The following is an 18,155-nucleotide window of genomic DNA, read 5'->3' as shown; positions in this document are numbered from 1 at the left end:
CAGCTAGCTAGGTGACATATGGTATCGTCGATTTCACTTTTTTACCAACACCAGGAGCGCTACGGTGCAACAACCCTGGATACGTGTAGAGGAGAAGACATCCACACCATACTGTAGGCTTAAATAGGTAGACACTGCATAGGAGTCGCGATGACAGGTTCAATGAGCCAGTGACAGTGTACCAGTATACTGGACTGGCACATTACCTTGATGGGCAAGGGCACAGGATGTATACTTACCAGGCTATGTATGAGGACACGATTGCTGCCCTCTCCACCCCCCTTGGCGAGGGCGGGATCGGCATCGTGCGCCTGAGCGGGGCCAGCGCTTTGGCAATCGCCGAGAAGTTGTTTCATCACCCGCTACAAGACCGCCGTCTGGTCTACGGTCATATCATTGACCCTGCCACAAAGGAGGTTGTGGATGAGGTGCTGGTCTCCTATATGGCAGCGCCTCATACCTATACAAGAGAGGACATCGTGGAGATCAACTGCCATGGTGGCCCCTCACCACTGCAGCGAGTCCTGGAGTTGGTGCTCAGGCACGGCGCCCGGACGGCGAACCCGGGGGAGTTTACCCTGAGGGCATTCCTGAGTGGCAGGATAGACCTGGCTCAGGCGGAATCGGTCCTGGATGTGGTGCGCGCTAAGACATCAGCCAGCCTAAGGGTTGCCATACATGGTCTCGGTGGAAGCCTATCCCAGCCCCTAAAGGCAGTGCGTGCCGAGCTGATGAGCGTTCTCGCCTACCTAACCGCCAGGATCGATTTCCCCGAAGATGAGGTGGCAGAGCAGGAGATAATGCCTGCGCTGGAGAGGGCACGCGAGATGCTCAAGGAGCTCATCTCAAGCGCAGAGCAGGGGATCGTATATCGCCAGGGGGTAAGGACCGCTATTGTGGGGCGCCGTAATGTGGGAAAATCAAGCCTCCTGAATCGCCTGCTCAGACAGAGCCGTGCCATCGTCAGCCCGGTACCGGGAACTACACGGGATACGGTGGAGGAAGTGGTGAACCTGAAGGGGGTGCCCTTCGTCCTTACCGATACTGCAGGCATGGTAAAGCTCAAGGGTCTGGTCGAGTCTCTGGGAGTGGCGCGCAGCCGCAAGGCTATAGAGCAGGCCGATATCGTCCTGCTGGTGCTCGATGCCGGCACCCCCTTGCGAAGCTCCGACAGAGAGATCATCACCCTTCTCTCAGAACTTCGCGAAAAAGAGGTGCTGGTAGCGGCAAATAAGTGTGACCTGCCCCGGCGAGCCACCCTGGATAATATCGCCTGGAACACTGTCTCGGTATCAGCCCTCTCCGGTGAAGGGCTTGATAAGCTGGAGCAGAAGATGGTGGATTGTGCCCTCGGGGGGAAGGTATACACTTCGGACGCCCTGCTGGTTTCCAATCCCCGCCACAAGGCCTGTCTGGAGCGGGCGGAGGATCATCTTGAGCAGGCACTATCGAGCATCGCTTCTCAGATGCCCGACGATTTCACCACCATCGACCTCACCGCCGCCCTGAATGCTCTGGGTGAGATCACCGGCGAGACGGTGAGCGAGGAGCTACTGGAGACCATCTTCGGCAGTTTCTGCATCGGTAAATAGCATCCCCGGGTGCTATGGCCTGCGCAGTGAGGGCCATTTCATTGACATATAGCTTTGGCCTTTGCTATAATTTGGCACGCTGGGGATATAGCTCAGCTGGGAGAGCGCTGCGTTCGCATCGCAGAGGTCGGGGGTTCGAATCCCCCTATCTCCACCATGAACAGGTATGTGGGGGGAAGTAATCAACAAGGGTTTTGAGAGCCCCTGTAGCTCAGAGGATAGAGCAGCGGTTTCCTAAACCGCGTGTCGGGCGTTCGAGTCGCCCCAGGGGTACCACAAATATGCTAATATTATTGAGGTTTCTAAAGTTATCCTGCTGAATAAGTGCTATGGGACTGAGAATATATAGTCCTGCGAGGCTGGACAGGTAGAGTCCAGAAAAGCGCGTAAACGCTGAGAGAGGAATAACTGGGAGTTCCAGTATATTGGAACAGGGTTGCTCGGTTCTGCAAGTTAAATATGCTTTGGATGTAATACAGACCGCAGGTAGAGCGGGAAGAGGGGTGTAGCTCAGTTGGCTAGAGCAGCGGTCTCCAAAACCGCAGGTCGGGGGTTCGAGTCCTCCCGCCCCTGCCAGACGCCGGGGTGGTGGAATCGGTAGACACGCCATCTTGAGGGGGTGGTGGGCGAAAGCCCGTAGGAGTTCAAATCTCCTCCTCGGCACTTGCGGAAGTAGTTCAGTGGTAGAACGTCTCCTTGCCAAGGAGAAGGTCGAGGGTTCGAATCCCTTCTTCCGCTCCATAGAACGATAATGGCGACGTAGCCAAGTGGTTAAGGCGGGGGTCTGCAAAACCCCTATTCGGCGGTTCGAATCCGCCCGTCGCCTCCATAAATAATATACCTTATCGGGTACGCCGAAGTGTTAACCGGGTCTATTCTTCCTGTGATTCCACCACTTCATACCAATAGATAACCGTTCGTCGACTGAGCAGTCTCAAGAGCCTGTTTGCGGCCACTGGCAAATAGAACCCCAATGTTATGAGACTGAAAAAGAATGTCTGTATATACCAGTACAGCAATTCTCGACTTTGCGCCGTATATACAATCTTTGTTGTTTGCCTTAATACTTGATCCTGAGTCGCCTTCATTTACTAACCTCCTTAAATAGCCTACTTGCCCCACTTAAAATCTGGTTCAGGATGTAGGTAACCGGGGTGGCGCGGAACCTGAATATTTAAAACCTTAAGCTACGGGCTTCTATGCCCGGCTCAAAGGTTTATTTTTTAGATAAAACAGTTGGTTGCCACACTTCCTGAGCCGATATTCTTTTTTATGTGAATCCTCAGCTTTGCCAGTCTATGATTGTGGCCATCTACAGAAAACGTCTCTGGTAATGATAACTCGCGTGGCAATTGGATGGCAACCCACTTAGTAAATTATATAGTAAACTGCGCCATTTGTCTGTCGGGAAAGTCTGTATTCTTGTGTGGGGAAACCTTGGTAAACACGTAACCTCAAACCCCTGCCTGCGCCGGCGAGCCCCCACAAAATAGGCGATAGTGCTCATTACTAGAACGAGCACTACCGCCATTATTATGGAAGCGCTTGAGTCCCGCACTCCCCATATTCTCTACATTATAATGCTTCTGCTGCAGGGCAGATGTCAGAAACCCCGTTGCGAGCGCCGACGCTATTTTAAAAAAGCACGCCGGGTAAAGCCTGTGCCTTAATCTCGCCAGAGAGACCCCGTTACTTCGACTAACGAAGCAATCGGGTCAACCACGAACTCCCTCACCAGAGTCCTTAACACATAATTCTCTGATATGAAATCGGCTACCGGAGGGCTGGTCTGGTAGTACCACTCCACCAGTTGAGAGCCCACTGTGCTTTCCAGCAGCACCTCATCCCTGAACGCCCGTAACACATCGATCTCCGCAGCGCTCGCTGTGCCGTAGGCAGCAGTGGCGATGAAGCAGCCGCCAGGCGGTGCAGGTGGCGACGGTGGCGCTACCTCTGCTGTGCATTCTGGCACCGGCGACCCTGGGCAGGTCTCCAGTGGGTAGGTCATTGGGTAGTTTGTGTAACTGCTAATAAGCGGATAGCTATCTGCCTCACTGCCCAGAGGGTGAGAGGTATCTCCAATCCCATCGAGAGGGGAAACATCGACTCCGCCGTAGTCCCCCCAATAGTTGCCCCTAAAGCTCGAGTAAGGGTCTCCGCCGTAGCAGTACCAGAACCACTGAGACTTGTTGGGTGTCTCCCAGTTATTATCATCTGCAAACCTATCTGAATATCCATTGCCAGCGGTGTTATCGAAGAAGTCATTGAGGTAGATGTCGTTTTCATAGGACAACGAGTCTACATAGATGCCGTACCTGCTGTTGCTATACGATTTGTTGTACCAAATGGTGATTTTTGAGGAGTTGATCAGGGATATGCCATCACGGTTGTTGTAAATATCGTTCATGGTGAGGTCTTTTAATGTGGAATCGCTCACCTGTATCCCGTTGTTGGAGTTGTTATGGATGTCGTTACACTGAATGGTTTGGTTATAAATAGAATTCAGCAAGACCCCAAAGTAGTTGCCGGTGATATCGCAATGATCGAGATAGCCGTTCTGGACGTTCCCCCAGTAGACGCCGGCGAAGCCTGTGCCAGTTGCGCCTGTGACTTTGAGCTGCCTCACCGTGACGTCATCCGCTGTCATCTTGATGGTATGGTCCCCTCCATTTCCGTCAACGGTCACCAGAGAGGAAGACTCGCCGTGTATAGTCAAGTTGCTCTTGTCTGCAACAACGTTTTCATTATATGTCCCGGCGTACACATACACAGTATCGCCGGCGCCATCAGTGGCGTCGTCTATTCCCTCTTGAATCGTGTCCCACATGTGACGTTCCGGGTCGTCGTTAAAATCGTCATCGACGTATATAGCAGTGCCAGCCGCGCTAACGCTGGCTGGCCACAAGGGGATCGAGACGCCCACAATCAGGGCACAAATCAGCGCACCATATAGTATTCTCTTCATATCATTCCCTCCAATACCCCTTCTTGTTTCATTTCTAAATTATTCTGTGCCCTGTTCCAACGGGCCAGGCTGCCAAACATCGACCCGAGCAACGAACACCTAAATGCAATTTTGCAACCTATACCAAGCCAGCTTAATTAGCTTAAACCAGCTGAATCGTCTTGGTTTTTATTCCTCTACCCCCCTTTAAGCTCTTGAGGCTGAAGCAGCATTAACGGCTTTTCTATACGATGCCGGGTAAATAACATAAGGGGTCTTCGTGGAGCCTAATAAAAAACCTCCGCAGCCAGGGCTCTCCACCCCGAGCGAAGGTCCTTCTCTGGGGGCAGACGATATGACCACACCTCCTATGCCTGTATTCTATTGTCGGTGTGAATCCCCGTCTTCCCGTTATATGACTATCGCTATCTTCATCCGCCGTCCGGTGCTGGCTCGACGGTCGTATGTATAATCTATCACAAGAAAGGCTTTTTGTCAAGCTGCTGTGCCCGTCCTTAATCAGTGGATCGAAAGAGAAGATTGCCCGACTTTCACCTAACCTGTCATTGCCCGACTTGATCGGGCAATCCAGAAACTAACTCAGTATACAAATCCCTCCAGCAATCGCCTTGTTCTTGTATTCCCGTATCCTTCTAATCAGATTTGAGGTAACCCCAACATATGGAGTCCCATTCATCTGGCTTGCCAGGACGTAAACCTAGTAGTCTTCATCCATTTACCTGGATCATCCGGTCAAGCCGGATGATGACCCCTTAATCCGTGAATAAAGAGTCGAACGCAAAGCTAAGCTGATTCTTTTGGATTCTCACCTATGGTAAGGCATTTTGAATCTGGACTCACTGATTAAGGGCTCGTCGAGACTTTCTCGAACCCGGTAAAAATACTTCGCCGCCAGGGTTCTCCACCCCTAGTGTACATAATGTACCTCCCCCGGTCTCGCTTGGGGTCATCTTAGTACAAGCTATGGTGTCCCTTCAGCTATTTCCCCCAAATACCCTGTGTGAATGTGGCAACACTCACAATGGGGTCGATCACCAGCTCCCTCACAATGGTCCTCAAGAGGCTGTTTTCCGATATGAAATCCGCTACCGGAGGGCTGGTCTGGTAGTACCACTCCACAAGTTGAGAGCCCAGAGTGCTCTCCAGCAGCACCTCATCCCTGAACGCCCTCAACACATTGATTTCCGCAGCGGCCTCTGTGCCGTAGGCTGCGGTGGCGATGAAGCAGCCTCCTTCTCCCCCTTCCTCTGCCGGCGTCATAGTAACACTATAGTCCCCTTCTCCCAGATCTGTTACTTCAACATCGAATCCACGAAACTCTAGAGGAACCGCCTCAGTACCCCAAGTCCAGTCAATATCCCAAGCTTGGGAACCACCACCATGGAGAGCAGCTTCACCGGGATATGCAGGATCAGGGGACGGAACACCGATGTCATCTTCCGAGGCATACATGGCAGACCAGCTCATCGAACCAGACATTGGTGTTGCTACCCCACTGCCCAGAACTCCGCCATTGTAACGCAAATACCAATGGTCAGTTGTAAGTGTCAACTCATAGTTGTACCAGTCAACGCAATCGGGATCGTAATAAGCTCCCCATCCCCCACCAGAGTGATAGAAGTCATGATCGGAACCTATAATTGTGGTCTCCCCCGGGTCGTGGGTAGAATCATGGAGATAACCGGTGCCACCCTCTTCCGCATAAATGTCAAAGCCGCCGTTGCACGGACCGCCGTCTGGTGTTTGTCCATCAACACATCCAGGCCCACCAGTCATATAGTAGGTGCCCTCGGTCATGGCAATCGTGCCGGTGTATACTCCACCAGCCTCCGTTAAAGCCCCCTCAAAATGCAGTGTTGATGACGCAATGTCATTCGCCAACGCGGGGCCTGCCGGCACTACCACCGCCGCCAGGGCCAGAATCATAACCAGCCCTATTGCCGAATAGAGTATCTTGGCTTTCATTTATACCCCCTTTGCCGCTTGCTTTACCCAACCCTAGACCCGATCAATCTCGCTTCCTCAAGCTACTCTGCCCCAAGCTTAATCCCCCCAGATACCCTGTGTGAATGTGGCAACACTCACCATGGGGTCGATCACCAGCTCCCTCACAATGGTCCTCAGGAGGCTGTTTTCCGATATGAAGTCTGCCACCGGAGGGCTGGTCTGGTAGTACAACTCTACCAGTTGATAGCCAAGGCTATTTTCCAGCAGCACCTCATCCCTGAACGACCTCAACACATTGATCTCCGCAGCGGCCTCTGTGCCGTAGGCTGCGGTGGCGATGAAGCAGCCTCCTCCATTTCCTCCCTCTCCACACACCTTACACTCTTCTGTTCGCTCACTTAGGTAAGGTTCGTAGTCCACATCGCCCATCACCGAATCGCAGCCAGAGGTACCTGGCCCGGTGTCGCAGCCCCACCAGTTGTTCTCGGCATTCACCTGGTGGAGAAAATCGTTGTTAGTTAAGCCATTGCCTGTGTTGTCATATATGTTATTATTATGTATTGTTATATCTGATGCATTGACATCATCTTTAATCTGTATACCATCTCCGTCAGCGTTGTAGATGGTATTCTTTTCAATAGCAAGGCTGCTGGTATTACCCTCAATCTTTATGCCATTTAGTGCGGTGTCATGCACTTTATTGCACTCTACTATGCCCGTGACAGGCTCACCTGAATCCCCCAGTTTTATCCCATCACCGTTGATGACGTTGTATAAAATGTTTCCAATGATCTCCACTCCTGCTACATCATAGCAATAGATGGCCCCGTGTATCGTGTTGATACCGCGCGCTTCGTTACACCTAATTACGCCGTTAGTCGAATATGATATATTGAATGCGTCTTCGCAGATGTTGTACGCGTAATTGTATTCTATCACCACGCCGTCGGAGTAATTAATTTGAATTGCTTCGTCTCCTGGGCATGTCGCAAGATCGTCGTAGAGAATGTTATACCTGAAGAGAAGCCTATCGGCGGAACCGACCTCTTCCACCATATCACCGATTCCACCGGTTATGGTGAAGCCATTTATTTCAACGTCAGCAGCCGAAATCTGCACGACGGCATTGCTGGTTTCTTCTGCGTCAATTACTGATTCGGCACCGCTCCTACCGCCGCTGCTGGGCCTGGGATCCACATCAGCTTGAGTACCTTTCAGAGTTACCGATTTGCTGATGACTATTGGGACTGCTTCCCCGTTAGTTGAAGGGCTGTAAGTCCCCGCTGCAACGATGATGGTGTCACCGTTGCCAACTCTGCCATCGTTTATGGAATACTGGATAGTTTTAAAAGCATCGGTACCAGGACCTGTACCATGGGTGCCATCGTCAGTTCCTTGTGCACCGTCAACATACCAGGTGTCTGCCGCCATCGCCGGGCTTTCTGGAACCACCACCGCTGCCAGTGAGAAAACCAGCACGAGTGCCAGTGCCATATATACTATCTTTGCTTTCACTTTTTCACCCCCTTCTACTTTGAAATATATATGAAGCCAGCTTAATTAGCTTAAACCATCTGAATCGTCTTTGTTTTTATTCCTCCACCCCTCTCTCCAGTTCCTGAGGCTGAAGCAGCAATAACGGCTTTTCTATACGATGTCGGGAAAATAACAAAAAGAAATCTTTGCGGAGCCTAATAAAAAAACCTCCGCAGCCAGGGTTCTCCACCCCGAGCGAAGGTCCTTCTCTGGGGGCAGACGATATGACCACACCTCCTATGCCTGTATTCTGTTGCCGGTGTGAATCCTCGTCTTCCCGTTATATGACTGTCGCTATTTCCATCCGCCGTCCGGTGCTGGCTCGGCGGCCGTATGTATAATCTATCACAATAAAGGCGTTTTGTCAAGCTGCTGTACTCGTCGGGTCTCTCTCGAACCCGGTAAAAATACTTCGCAGCCAGGGTTCTCCACCCCCAGTGTGCATAATGTACCTCCCCCGGTCTCGCTTGGGGTCACCTTAGAACAAGCTATGGTGTCCCCCCGGTTATTTCCCCCAAATACCCTGTGTGAACGTGGCAATACTCACCATAGGGTCGATCACCAGCTCCCTCATAATGGTCCTCAAGAGGCTGTTTTCCGATATGAAGTCCGCTACCGGAGGGCTGGTCTGGTAGTACCACTCCACGAGCTGAGAGCCCACTGTGCTTTCCAGCAGTACCCCATCCCTGAACGCCCTCAACACATCGATTTCCTCAGCGCTCGATGTGCCATACGCTGCGGTGGCGATGAAGCAGAATTCTACCTCGTCGATATCTGTGGCAACAGGGCATACCACGTACACACCTCTCCCCTGAAGTTCAGGTACATATGTAATGACGGAATCTGTACTTAATGGATTGATACAGAGGGTTAAATAATCACCCCCTGAAAGTCCTGCGTTCGCCACGAGTGGTGAGACATCGCTTATCTGGTTGTTATTCAGGAAGAGCTTATTCAGGCTGGTGATGCTTGATAGCGCAGAGATGTCGCTTATCTGGTTGCCACCCAGGTAGACTTCATTCAGACGGGTGAGGCTTGATAGCGCGGAGATGTCGCTTATATGATTTCCACGGAGGTCAAGCCTGGTCACGCTGGTGAGGCTTGACAGCGCAGAGATGTCGCTTATCTGGTTTTCAGTAAGGTCAAGCCTAATCAGGCTGGTGAGGCTTGATAGCGCAGAGATGTTGCTTATCTGGTTTGCAGAAAGTACGAGTGCAGTGAGACCAGTGCAGTACTCCAATCCCGTGAGGTCAACAATACCCCTATCCCAGGCTACAAGGCGGGTAAGCCGGGTAAGGTCAGACTTATAAATATCTCCAGTGAGCCTTCTTATCACCTCCCTTATTACCGTCTCAAGGTTGGGGTCGGGAAAATAGACTACTTCATTCGTTCCGACTTGAGGGTCGACAACGGGGGTTGGTGTAGGCATAGGGGTAGGGGTGCCTACCGATGTAGGCGTAGGGGTGGCTGTCGATGTAGGCGTAGGCGCAGGGGTGGCTGTCGATGTAGGCGTAGGTGTAGGGGTAGGGGGCTCTTCTTTAGAAAACCCTCCTGTTATACCAATTGCAGTGACTGTAATAATAGCAATTATGACTATTGCTATTATCGCCACGAGAATTATTTTTATTGGCTCCCTCATTTTTATTGCCCCCCACAAATCCACATGGCTGGGCTACTCGCTCATACTCCTGCCATGTTCTGGCCTGTGGCAATCCTGCGGAACACAGATGGATAAAATGCCCGCCCCAGGGCTGCTAAGATGCCTGTGTACAGGCTGGGGTGAAGCTGCCCTAATCCCGCCAGAGAGTCCCCGTGGCTTCGACTAACCAGGTAACGGGGTCAACCAGGAGTTCCCTGACCAACGTCCTTAACGGCTGGTGCTCCGATATAAAATCGGCTACCGGAGGGCTTGTCTGGTAGTACCACTCCACCAATTGAGAGCCAATGCTATTCTGGAGCAGAACATCATCTCTGAAGGCCCTGAGCGTGTCGAGTTCCTCAGCTGTCGATGTGCCATAGGCTGCGGTGGCGATGAAGCAGCCGCCAGTATCGTAAAGCACGAGCACACCCCTATCCTGAAGTTCAGGTATATATATGTCGAGGGAATCCGCACTTAATGGATTGTGACGGAGGTTAACCCAGTCTCCCTCTGAGAGTCCTGCGTTCGTCACGAGCGGTGAGACATCGCTTATCTGGTTTTCATAGAGGTAGAGCTTAGTCAGGCCGGTGGTGCTTGATATCGCAGAGATGTCGCTTATCGTGTTGTTACCTATCCAGAGCTCAGTCAGGCTGGTGAGGCTTGATAGCGCAGAGACATCGCTTATCTGGTTGGCACTTAGGTAGAATATATTCGCGCTGGTGAGGCTTGATAGCGCAGAGATGTTACTTATCTGGGTGCAACGGAGGTCAAGAATAGTCAGGCTGGTAAGGCTTGATAGCGCAGATAAGTCGCCTAAAGGATTCCAACCGAGATAAAGGCTTTGCAACTTGGTGAGGTAAAATAACGGCGCAATGTCGCTTATCTGGTTGCCCGGAAGCCAAAGTGTAATCAGATTAATGCAGTACTCCAATCCTGTGAGGTCAATTATACCCCTTTCAGTGGCGTGAAGGACGGTAAGCCGGGCAAGGTCAGACTCGTAGATGTCTCCTGTAGGCATTCTTAGCTCATCACGAATAGCTGCCTCTAGATTAGGGTCGGGGAAATTGACTATTTCGTCGGCTGTGGCAACCTGAGCCGGAATTAGCAGTGCCAGCAAGCTAACAAGTAAAATCGCCATGAGCAACTTATGGCCCATTCTCATTTCACCCTCCTTTTTCAAGTTATTTTACTAGAATCGCACACGGGTTTGGCGTGGAGTTAAAAAAACCCCCGCAGCCAGGGCTCTCCACCCCGAGCGAAGGTCCTTCTCTGGGGGCAGACGATACGGCCACACCTCCTATGCCTATATTCTATTCGGCGTGAACCCTCGTCTTCCCGTTATATGGTTGTAGCTATTTCCACCCGCCGGCCGGTGCTGGCTCGTCGGTCCGTGTAAAATCTATCACAAGAAAGGCTTTTTGTCAAGCTGCTGTACTCGTCGGTACTGCTCGAATGTGGTTGACGATATAGGAGACGAATCTCATACTTACTCTGAAGGGGGTAAGTATGAGAATATCAAGAGCAACAAGGCGATGGTTAGAGGAGGGGATGATTAAAGTAATAAAAGAGGTTAGTGCTTATTTACCGCCTGAAAAGTGTAAATTCTGCGGTTCAAGGCACATAGTACGCTATGGGCATTGGCAAAATCGGCAACGATGGTGGTGTAAGGACTGCAAGAGGAAGTTCGCTGATAACGATGCACCAATAGGGATGAAAACCCCATCGGTGCAAATAGCTTCGGCTTTAAGTATGTTTTATGAGAGCATGTCTTTAAATGCTATCAGGCGAAACTTAGAGCAAACGTACAATAATTATCCGTCTGATTCAACTGTGTATGGATGGATAACTAAATATACAAAGATAGCTGTCTCGGTAGCTAAAGACTATACAGCGCAAGTAGGCGACATTTGGATAGCCGATGAGACTGTATTAAAAATTGGAGGTAGAAATATATGGTTTTGGGACATAATTGACGATAAGACAAGGTTCTTGTTAGCATCTCATATTTCTGTTAATCGCACTACCCCAAGTGCTAGGGTATTGATGGAAAGTGCTGAAAGGAGAGCTGGCAAAGCCCCTAAAACAGTTATCACCGATAAGTTGCAAGCATACCTAGACGGCATTGAGTTAGCATTTGGCGCAGAGACTAGGCATATTCAAGCTAAAGGTTTTCGTGTACAGCCTAATACAAATTTAATTGAAAGGTTTCATGGGTCGCTGAAAGCCCGCACCAAAATAATGCGGGGATTAAAGAAGCGAGAAACAGCCACCCTCATAATGAACGGGTGGCTAGTTCACTATAACTTTTTTAGACCACATGAAGGTATAGGAAACATAACACCAGCAGAGAAGGCAGGTATTAAGTTTCCGTATAAGAATTGGCTAGATGTAGTGAAAGGGGAATATCATTAGGATGAATAATGATATATTTAAAGTAAAACGCCAGGTTATAAAAGACCCGATTAGTGGCTTAACATTAAAATTTAGTGTGAATAAAGAAGGGTTATTTAATCTTTTCACTATTTATGGCAACTTTAAAGACGGCAATCGAGACTTTTATTTTGATAAATCTGGGGACTTTGCTGGCACAGGAACGGCAGTCGGTGAATGTCAAGGTGAGGGGTCTTGAATATTACAAGGGGGGATATTGCCATTATTTTGTGCTTTATATTGTCTAAGCAATTCTATCTCCCCACTTTTATGTGCTTTTTGTGCTCTACATCGAAAATAAATGGCTCGTATGCGTATACATTCATTAAAAGGGTCGTTAATATGGACTTTAACTCTATTTTGCAGATTACCACCTTCAGCATGACCTATATATATTATATTTCTATTCCTATCTCCAAGCTCATAAACTCCTGCTTGTTGTGGAATCCTTTTTATAGATTCGGTATTACTAAGGCGTCTCCATTTACTTACTATTGCCAATCAATACCTCCAAATAAGGATTTTGTATGAATATAGAAAAGATTAGTTGTCGAGTTTCAAACCTTCCTGAGATAAAATCATACTTTATTGAAGGTTCATTAGAACTATTGAGTGTACCTGAATTTTGTGAATTATTAGGTATTATGTTTCCTCTTCAGAAAGAACCTGAAGCCATCGCCGATTATTTTCGGTTATTGCATCACAAAATGCTGCAGCAAAGGCTAGAACGAACTCAACAAGTTGCTGCTCAAAAAGGTTTTGTGGTGCGAAGGTTTTCTTTATGGAATCTCGCAATAATACAAATTCGGCAAATTCTTCAATTTGGCTCGATTCTTTCTTTGCTTGGTAATCTCCCACTAAATCTTTTACGCGCTCAAAAACCATTCGTCGCACCGCAGAAACATCTGTTAACTCTTTTATTTTTTGTTCTCTATCCATACCGTTATTCTAGGAGGCTTATTAGAATATGTCAACCACAATCGAGGAGAACCTACTCGTCCTTAATTCGTGGATCGAAAGAGAAGATTGCCCGACTTTCACCTAACCTGTCATTGCCTATCTCCTACAGTACCTGTCATTGCCCGACTTGATCGGGCAACCCAGAAACTAACTCAGTATACAAATCCCTCCATCAATCGCCTTTTTCTTGTGTTCCCGTATCCTTCTAATCAGATTTGAAGTAACCCCAACATATGGAGTCCCATTCCTCTGGTCTGCCAGGACGTAAACATAGTAGTCTTTATCCATTTACCTGGATCATCCGGTCAAGCCGGATGATGACCCCTTAATAAAGAGTAGGACGCAAAGCTACGCTGATTCGTTTGGATTCTCACCTATGGTAAGGTATTTTGAATCTGGACTTCACTGATTAATGGCTCGTCGGGTCTTTCCCGAACCCTGGTAAAAACACTTCACCGCCAGGGTTCTCCACTCCCGGCGGCGAAAGTTAGCTTCCCCCGGTCTGTCCAGGGGTCATCTTAGTAAAATCTATGGTGTCCCCGCGGTTATTTCCCCCAAATACCCTGTGTGAATGTGGCAACACTCACCATGGGGTCGATCACCAGCTCCCTCACAATGGTCCTCAACACATCATTCTCTGATATAAAATCCGCTACCGGAGGGCTGGTCTGGTAGTACAGCTCCACAAGCTGAGAGCCCAGAGTGCTTTCCAGCAGCACCTCATCCCTGAAGGCCCGTAACACATCGATCTCTGCAGCGGCCTCTGTGCCATATGCTGCGGTGGCGATGAAGCATTTTAACTCAGGGCCGGTAGGTGTAGGCGTTGGTGTGGGTGTAGGCGTAGGGGTTGTGGTTGGGGTTGGTGTGGGTGTGGGTGTAGGGGTGGGGGTGGGGGTTGAGGTCGGCGTCGGCGTTGGGGTTGGGGTTGGGGTTGGCGTTGGGGTTGGCGTTGAGGTTGGGGTTGGGGTTGGCGTTGGTGTAGGTGTAGGCGTCGGGGTTGGCGTGGGAGTAGGCGTCGGTGTTGGTGTAGGCATTGGTGTTGGTGTTGGTGTTGGCGTAAGCATTGGTGTTGGTGTAGGTATAGGAGTAGGAGTGGGTGTAGGAGTAGGAGTGGGTGTAGGTGTGGGTGCCTCTAATACATGTAAGTATTTAATCTTACATCCTGTTCCATCCTTTAGCTCTTGTCCATCTAAATCACCTGTCCTGTTAGCGCTCACCCTGACCTCGTAATCACCGGGGGTTATTTCTGCCGGTGCGTTTATGGTGACTGACACGATTTGCTTGTCAGTTACGCTCGTTAGGTCAAAGGTTGCCGGATCGAAAGTGGCGGTAAAAGGATAAGAATCCAATGGCTTCTGGCTGCCCAAATACATCTCTGCCTGTATCGGCGATGTCCACCCACTATCCCATTGCGATAGCCCTATAGTAATGTCTAAGTCAACTGAACTTCCAGCATAAACAGACAGCGTAGTTTTTTGGGGAACATATGTGAAATGGGGATTATTAAGCTCAGAACTGACCTCGTTGGAGTAACCACTCTCATTTATCGAATCAAAAGCTGTTATCACATAGTAATAAGTGATGCCATATTCGATGCCCCCGGGTAAACCGTAATAATCCCTATATTCGCACTCCGTATCTGTACCCGCAGTAGTGGTTGCGATGCAAGTGTAGAAAGTACCGCTTGAGGTGCTGCGATAAACATTGTACCCCATCACGTCTTCTTCAATATTGGCAAACCAATCCAAGAAGATATATTCCTCCTCGCCTGCGACACATAAGTCAGTGGGATTTGCCGGGGTATCCGCAGCAACAATAGCAGGGAGTATTGCCGCTACGAGAGCCACTGCCATCACTATCGCTAATGTCAAATAGAATATCTTCGCTTTCATTTCTTCACCACCTTTCTACTTTTAAACTGAATCGACTCTGCAATAAATCGCTGAAATTCGCTGAATGTCTTTGCCCTTATTTCATCATCCACTCTCCAGCTCTTGAGGCTGAAGTAGCATTAACACCTTTTCTATACGATGCCGGTCAGCTATTTCCCCCAGATACCCTGTGTGAACGTGGCGACACTCACCATGGGGTCGATCACCAGCTCCCTCACAATGGTCCTCAAGAGGCTGTTTTCTGAAATAAAATCGGCTACCGGAGGGCTGGTCTTGTAGTACAACTCCACAAGTTGAGAGCCAACTGTGCTCTTCAGCAGCACCTCATCCCTGAAGGCTCTGAGAGTGTCGATTTCCGCCGCGGCCTCCGTGCCGTAGGCAGCGGTGGCGATGAAGCAGCCACCACCATTAGCCGGTGCAACTGCAATCCCCCACAGGGCTTCAGCGGTGTACTCATTGTTCTCTCCGGGTTCACCGACACCATTCTCCCAGCCGCCGGTGCCCAATTGGACGCCCTCCAGGTAACGTGCGGCGCTGCCGGTCTCATTATTATATCCGCCGACTTCCGCCAGCGCTAAAATCGCGTAGGCCGTCTCCTGGACACACTCCTCACCCAGTGCAACATGCAGCGAGTTCCAGGCGAAACCGCCGGACTCAGCGACCTGATAGCTGGCTAGAATATCCGCGAGATCGTTCAGGTTGCTGGCAGATGCGTGCTCGCCGGCAGTCGGGTCGAAATCCTCTCGGACAAAGGCCAGCCCGTAGAGGCCCCCTGCCAGACCGGCCACGTCACCTGTAAGCGCTCCGTCCATTTCATTGATTTCATCCTTGACTCCCTGAATCCAGTAGTCAAGTTCACTGCCGGTCACGCCTGCCGAAGCGGCCCCCACTACCCCCATGCCAATGTCCCACGCCGCCCAATTCGTACCCTCTCGTCGAGCCTGGAGCCAGTCTATATAGCCCTCTGCGTTATACTCCGTACCTTCTCCATTCCGATCATACGTACCTGCGGCCAGCGGGCCGTAGAAATATGTATTGACGTGGAGAACATTAGTCGTTCCGCCCAAGATGCTATCGAGCTCGGCAGCCAGGTAGCCATCAGGTGGAGAGAAGGTATTGGTCTTAGCCTGCAGGAACGTAGCCACGTCTTGCAGAGCAGTGTACATAAAGGCATCGCCCGTATCCTTGTACGCCTCCGCCAGTCCCTTACCGATTGGCCCGATAGTGTTCTGTGGGCTGGGATCATTAGGGTCGCCATCGTATAGCGGCCAATCCCATCCTCCATCGTTCTGCTGCATTGCGACCAATCTTGTGCCACCATCCTGTAAAGCACTTGTCGCCGCTATTGCAGGGCTTGCTGTCGTTATCGCTGCGACTGATATCGAGAACGTAAGCGCCAATGCTAACGTTAAATAAAATATCTTCGCTTTAACTTTTTCGCCCCCCTTCTACTTTGAAATCTATATGAAGCTAGCTTAATCAACTTAAACTTGCTGAATGTCATTATTTTTATTCGTCCACACCTTCCACGGCTCTTGAGGCTTAATCACTATTAACGGCTTTTTTATACGATGTCGGGGGAATAACATAGTGTGTCTTTCTGGAGCCTAATAAAAAACCTCCAGCGCCAGGGTTCTCCACTCCCAGCGGCGAAGTATACCTCACCCCGGTCTGGCCAGGGGTCATCTTAGAACAAGCTATCGTGTCCCCTCAGCTATTTCCCCCAAATACCCTGTGTGAATGTGGCGACACCTACCATGGGGTCGATCACCAGCTCCCTCACAATGGTCCTCAAGAGGCTGTTTTCCGATATGAAGTCCGCTACCGGAGGGCTGGTCTGGTAGTACAGCTTCACAAGCTGAGAGCCAAGGCTATTTTCCAGCAGCACTTCATCCCTGAAGGCCCGTAACACATCGATCTCCGCAGCGGCCGCTGTGCCGTAGGCTGCCGTGGCGATGAAGCATTTAACCTCAGGGCCGGTAGGGGTAGGGGTAGGGGTAGGGGTAGGCGTTGGTGTAGGTGTAGGCGGTGGAGTCCCAGTTATTCCGTCAAGTACCCTCAGCACCAGCTTGGTAGCATTGGCCTCCCCGGCATCCAGTGTAATCTGAGCCCAGTCATAGGTACCACCGGGAAAATGCGTAACTCGGCACTTCTTGTCCACCGAGGTATAGTCTGGAGAACCACCATTTGCCAAATCCCCATAATAACCACCGCTAGTGTCAGGTTCTATTGGGCCCCAATCATTTAGAAGGTGTGTTGCCTCACTGACCGGGTCGCCGATGTCGACGAAATCAACTACGTCTGCCCCCACGTAGAGTTTAGCCCAATCAACCGCTAGCTGACCATAGGGTATAAATCCTGTCCACTCGGGGACATCATTTTCTATCTTTATGAGCAACGGCCCCGTCAACTCCTGATCACGCCCCGTGAGGTCAATCTCATGAATAATCCACTCACCGGCCAGAGTGCAGGTGTAAATGTAGTCAGCGTCGAAATCCTGCCACTCTTCCACCCACACCTGGAAACTATCACGATCCTCGTCCGCCGCCTGGACAGTGGCGCTGGGTACTGCAGCTACTGCTAATCCCGTTGCCAGCACCAATGCCATTGTCAAATAGACTATCTTCGCTTTCACTCTTTCACCCCCCTTCTACTTTTAAACTGAATCGACTCTACACTAACTCGCTGAAATCCGCTGTTTATCCTTGTTTTAATTCCTTCAACTCCCTTTCAAACTAATGAGGCTTAATCACTATTTAGCCTTGCTCAAAAAGCTCAGTCAGGAGGTATGTAACAAAAGTTGCGTGGAACTAAAAAAATAAAAGCCTCAAGCGATGGGCTTCTACGCCCCGCTTAAAGGCTTATTTTTGGACAAACCAAGTATTCACCATACTTCCTGAGCCGATATTCTTTTTTTTGTGTGAATCCTCAGTCTTGCCCGTATGTGATTGTGGCTACTTGCAGGAAGCGCCTGGCAAAAGGCTCTCTTTCAGAATAACACAAGATGCGCCACTTGTCTGTAAGGAAAGTATGTATTTTTTGTGGGGAAAGTATGTATTTTTTTGTGTGGGGAATACCCTTACAAAAATGTGGTTTTTTGTAGGGAGGCCTCTCATGAGGTATACTTCGGCATCTCGATGGGCATCTCGAGACGCCCATCAGGCGGTGGTGTTAGGGAATGTGGAATCCGGCTC

15 protein-coding genes and 6 tRNA genes are annotated in these 18,155 nt (G+C 50.1%); 9 read left to right on the top strand and 12 right to left on the bottom strand.

The window, feature by feature from the left end:
- The first annotated feature begins 227 nt into the window (after positions 1-227).
- The 7 genes from mnmE (at position 228) to VMX96_03145 (ending at position 2,421) form a co-directional block, all read left to right on the top strand.
- Positions 228-1,592, top strand: a complete 1,365-nt coding sequence (mnmE, locus tag VMX96_03175) for a tRNA uridine-5-carboxymethylaminomethyl(34) synthesis GTPase MnmE (protein ID HUU62905.1) — start codon at positions 228-230, stop codon at positions 1,590-1,592.
- An 81-nt stretch (positions 1,593-1,673) separates the two neighbouring features.
- A tRNA-Ala gene (locus VMX96_03170) sits at positions 1,674-1,749 on the top strand.
- Between the two features lie 43 nt (positions 1,750-1,792).
- Positions 1,793-1,868, top strand: a tRNA-Arg gene (locus VMX96_03165).
- 223 nt (positions 1,869-2,091) lie between these two features.
- A tRNA-Trp gene (locus tag VMX96_03160) sits at positions 2,092-2,168 on the top strand.
- A 3-nt stretch (positions 2,169-2,171) separates the two neighbouring features.
- Positions 2,172-2,255 (top strand) — tRNA-Leu (locus tag VMX96_03155).
- A 3-nt stretch (positions 2,256-2,258) separates the two neighbouring features.
- Positions 2,259-2,333, top strand: a tRNA-Gly gene (locus VMX96_03150).
- A 12-nt stretch (positions 2,334-2,345) separates the two neighbouring features.
- A tRNA-Cys gene (locus VMX96_03145) sits at positions 2,346-2,421 on the top strand.
- An 837-nt stretch (positions 2,422-3,258) separates the two neighbouring features.
- On the opposite strand, the gene VMX96_03140 is transcribed toward VMX96_03145, so the two are convergent.
- From VMX96_03140 to VMX96_03115, 6 genes are all read right to left on the bottom strand, one after another.
- Entirely contained in the window at positions 3,259-4,557 is a 1,299-nt protein-coding gene (locus tag VMX96_03140) for a CFI-box-CTERM domain-containing protein (protein ID HUU62904.1), read from the bottom strand.
- Between the two features lie 574 nt (positions 4,558-5,131).
- Entirely contained in the window at positions 5,132-5,245 is a 114-nt protein-coding gene (locus tag VMX96_03135) for a hypothetical protein (protein ID HUU62903.1), read from the bottom strand.
- A gap of 290 nt (positions 5,246-5,535) precedes the next feature.
- Positions 5,536-6,522 (bottom strand): CFI-box-CTERM domain-containing protein, encoded by a 987-nt coding sequence (locus VMX96_03130; GenBank protein ID HUU62902.1) that lies wholly within the window; start codon positions 6,520-6,522, stop codon positions 5,536-5,538.
- 78 nt (positions 6,523-6,600) lie between these two features.
- On the bottom strand, positions 6,601-8,019 hold the full coding sequence (locus VMX96_03125; protein ID HUU62901.1) for a right-handed parallel beta-helix repeat-containing protein: 1,419 nt from the start codon (positions 8,017-8,019) through the stop codon (positions 6,601-6,603).
- Between the two features lie 526 nt (positions 8,020-8,545).
- A complete protein-coding gene (locus tag VMX96_03120; protein ID HUU62900.1) occupies positions 8,546-9,679 on the bottom strand; it encodes a leucine-rich repeat domain-containing protein in 1,134 nt (377 codons plus the stop codon).
- A 151-nt stretch (positions 9,680-9,830) separates the two neighbouring features.
- Positions 9,831-10,841, bottom strand: a complete 1,011-nt coding sequence (locus VMX96_03115) for a CFI-box-CTERM domain-containing protein (GenBank protein HUU62899.1) — start codon at positions 10,839-10,841, stop codon at positions 9,831-9,833.
- Between the two features lie 344 nt (positions 10,842-11,185).
- Between VMX96_03115 and VMX96_03110 the strand changes: the two genes are divergently transcribed.
- Entirely contained in the window at positions 11,186-12,091 is a 906-nt protein-coding gene (locus VMX96_03110; protein HUU62898.1) for a DDE-type integrase/transposase/recombinase, read from the top strand.
- A 1-nt stretch (position 12,092) separates the two neighbouring features.
- Positions 12,093-12,308, top strand: coding sequence for a hypothetical protein (locus tag VMX96_03105; GenBank protein HUU62897.1), 216 nt, complete (start codon positions 12,093-12,095; stop codon positions 12,306-12,308).
- On the opposite strand, the gene VMX96_03100 is transcribed toward VMX96_03105, so the two are convergent.
- The 6 genes from VMX96_03100 to VMX96_03075 all read right to left on the bottom strand — a co-directional run bounded on the left by VMX96_03100 (position 12,290) and on the right by VMX96_03075 (position 17,596).
- Entirely contained in the window at positions 12,290-12,610 is a 321-nt protein-coding gene (locus tag VMX96_03100) for a hypothetical protein (protein HUU62896.1), read from the bottom strand. The genes VMX96_03105 and VMX96_03100 overlap by 19 nt on opposite strands.
- Positions 12,611-12,751: 141 nt before the next feature.
- Positions 12,752-13,048 (bottom strand): hypothetical protein, encoded by a 297-nt coding sequence (locus VMX96_03095; GenBank protein ID HUU62895.1) that lies wholly within the window; start codon positions 13,046-13,048, stop codon positions 12,752-12,754.
- 168 nt (positions 13,049-13,216) lie between these two features.
- The gene (locus VMX96_03090) at positions 13,217-13,357 is read right to left on the bottom strand and encodes a GIY-YIG nuclease family protein (protein HUU62894.1); all 141 of its coding nucleotides are present in this window, start codon (positions 13,355-13,357) and stop codon (positions 13,217-13,219) included.
- 257 nt (positions 13,358-13,614) lie between these two features.
- Positions 13,615-14,961: a CFI-box-CTERM domain-containing protein gene (locus VMX96_03085; GenBank protein ID HUU62893.1), complete on the bottom strand. Its 1,347-nt coding sequence runs from the start codon at positions 14,959-14,961 to the stop codon at positions 13,615-13,617.
- Between the two features lie 149 nt (positions 14,962-15,110).
- Positions 15,111-16,259, bottom strand: a complete 1,149-nt coding sequence (locus VMX96_03080) for a CFI-box-CTERM domain-containing protein (protein HUU62892.1) — start codon at positions 16,257-16,259, stop codon at positions 15,111-15,113.
- Positions 16,260-16,675: 416 nt separating this feature from the next.
- The gene (locus VMX96_03075) at positions 16,676-17,596 is read right to left on the bottom strand and encodes a CFI-box-CTERM domain-containing protein (GenBank protein HUU62891.1); all 921 of its coding nucleotides are present in this window, start codon (positions 17,594-17,596) and stop codon (positions 16,676-16,678) included.
- Between the last annotated feature and the right edge of the window lie 559 nt (positions 17,597-18,155).

It is taken from the genome of Dehalococcoidia bacterium (genome assembly GCA_035528575.1).
Classification (GTDB): domain Bacteria; phylum Chloroflexota; class Dehalococcoidia; order E44-bin15; family E44-bin15; genus DATKYK01.
This window is presented reverse-complemented; position numbering and strand designations above follow the sequence as displayed.

What these genes read in the sequence shown, in the direction of transcription:
- VMX96_03115 (HUU62899.1), bottom strand. Translation starts at nt 10,841, where the DNA reads ATGAGAATGGGCCATAAGTTGCTCATGGCGATTTTACTTGTTAGCTTG.
- VMX96_03085 (HUU62893.1), bottom strand. Translation starts at nt 14,961, where the DNA reads ATGAAAGCGAAGATATTCTATTTGACATTAGCGATAGTGATGGCAGTG.
- VMX96_03105 (HUU62897.1), top strand. Translation starts at nt 12,093, where the DNA reads ATGAATAATGATATATTTAAAGTAAAACGCCAGGTTATAAAAGACCCG.
- VMX96_03140 (HUU62904.1), bottom strand. Translation starts at nt 4,557, where the DNA reads ATGAAGAGAATACTATATGGTGCGCTGATTTGTGCCCTGATTGTGGGC.
- VMX96_03090 (HUU62894.1), bottom strand. Translation starts at nt 13,357, where the DNA reads ATGGATAAAGACTACTATGTTTACGTCCTGGCAGACCAGAGGAATGGG.
- VMX96_03120 (HUU62900.1), bottom strand. Translation starts at nt 9,679, where the DNA reads ATGAGGGAGCCAATAAAAATAATTCTCGTGGCGATAATAGCAATAGTC.
- VMX96_03110 (HUU62898.1), top strand. Translation starts at nt 11,186, where the DNA reads ATGAGAATATCAAGAGCAACAAGGCGATGGTTAGAGGAGGGGATGATT.
- VMX96_03130 (HUU62902.1), bottom strand. Translation starts at nt 6,522, where the DNA reads ATGAAAGCCAAGATACTCTATTCGGCAATAGGGCTGGTTATGATTCTG.
- VMX96_03095 (HUU62895.1), bottom strand. Translation starts at nt 13,048, where the DNA reads ATGGATAGAGAACAAAAAATAAAAGAGTTAACAGATGTTTCTGCGGTG.
- mnmE (HUU62905.1), top strand. Translation starts at nt 228, where the DNA reads ATGTATACTTACCAGGCTATGTATGAGGACACGATTGCTGCCCTCTCC.
- VMX96_03080 (HUU62892.1), bottom strand. Translation starts at nt 16,259, where the DNA reads ATGCAGCAGAACGATGGAGGATGGGATTGGCCGCTATACGATGGCGAC.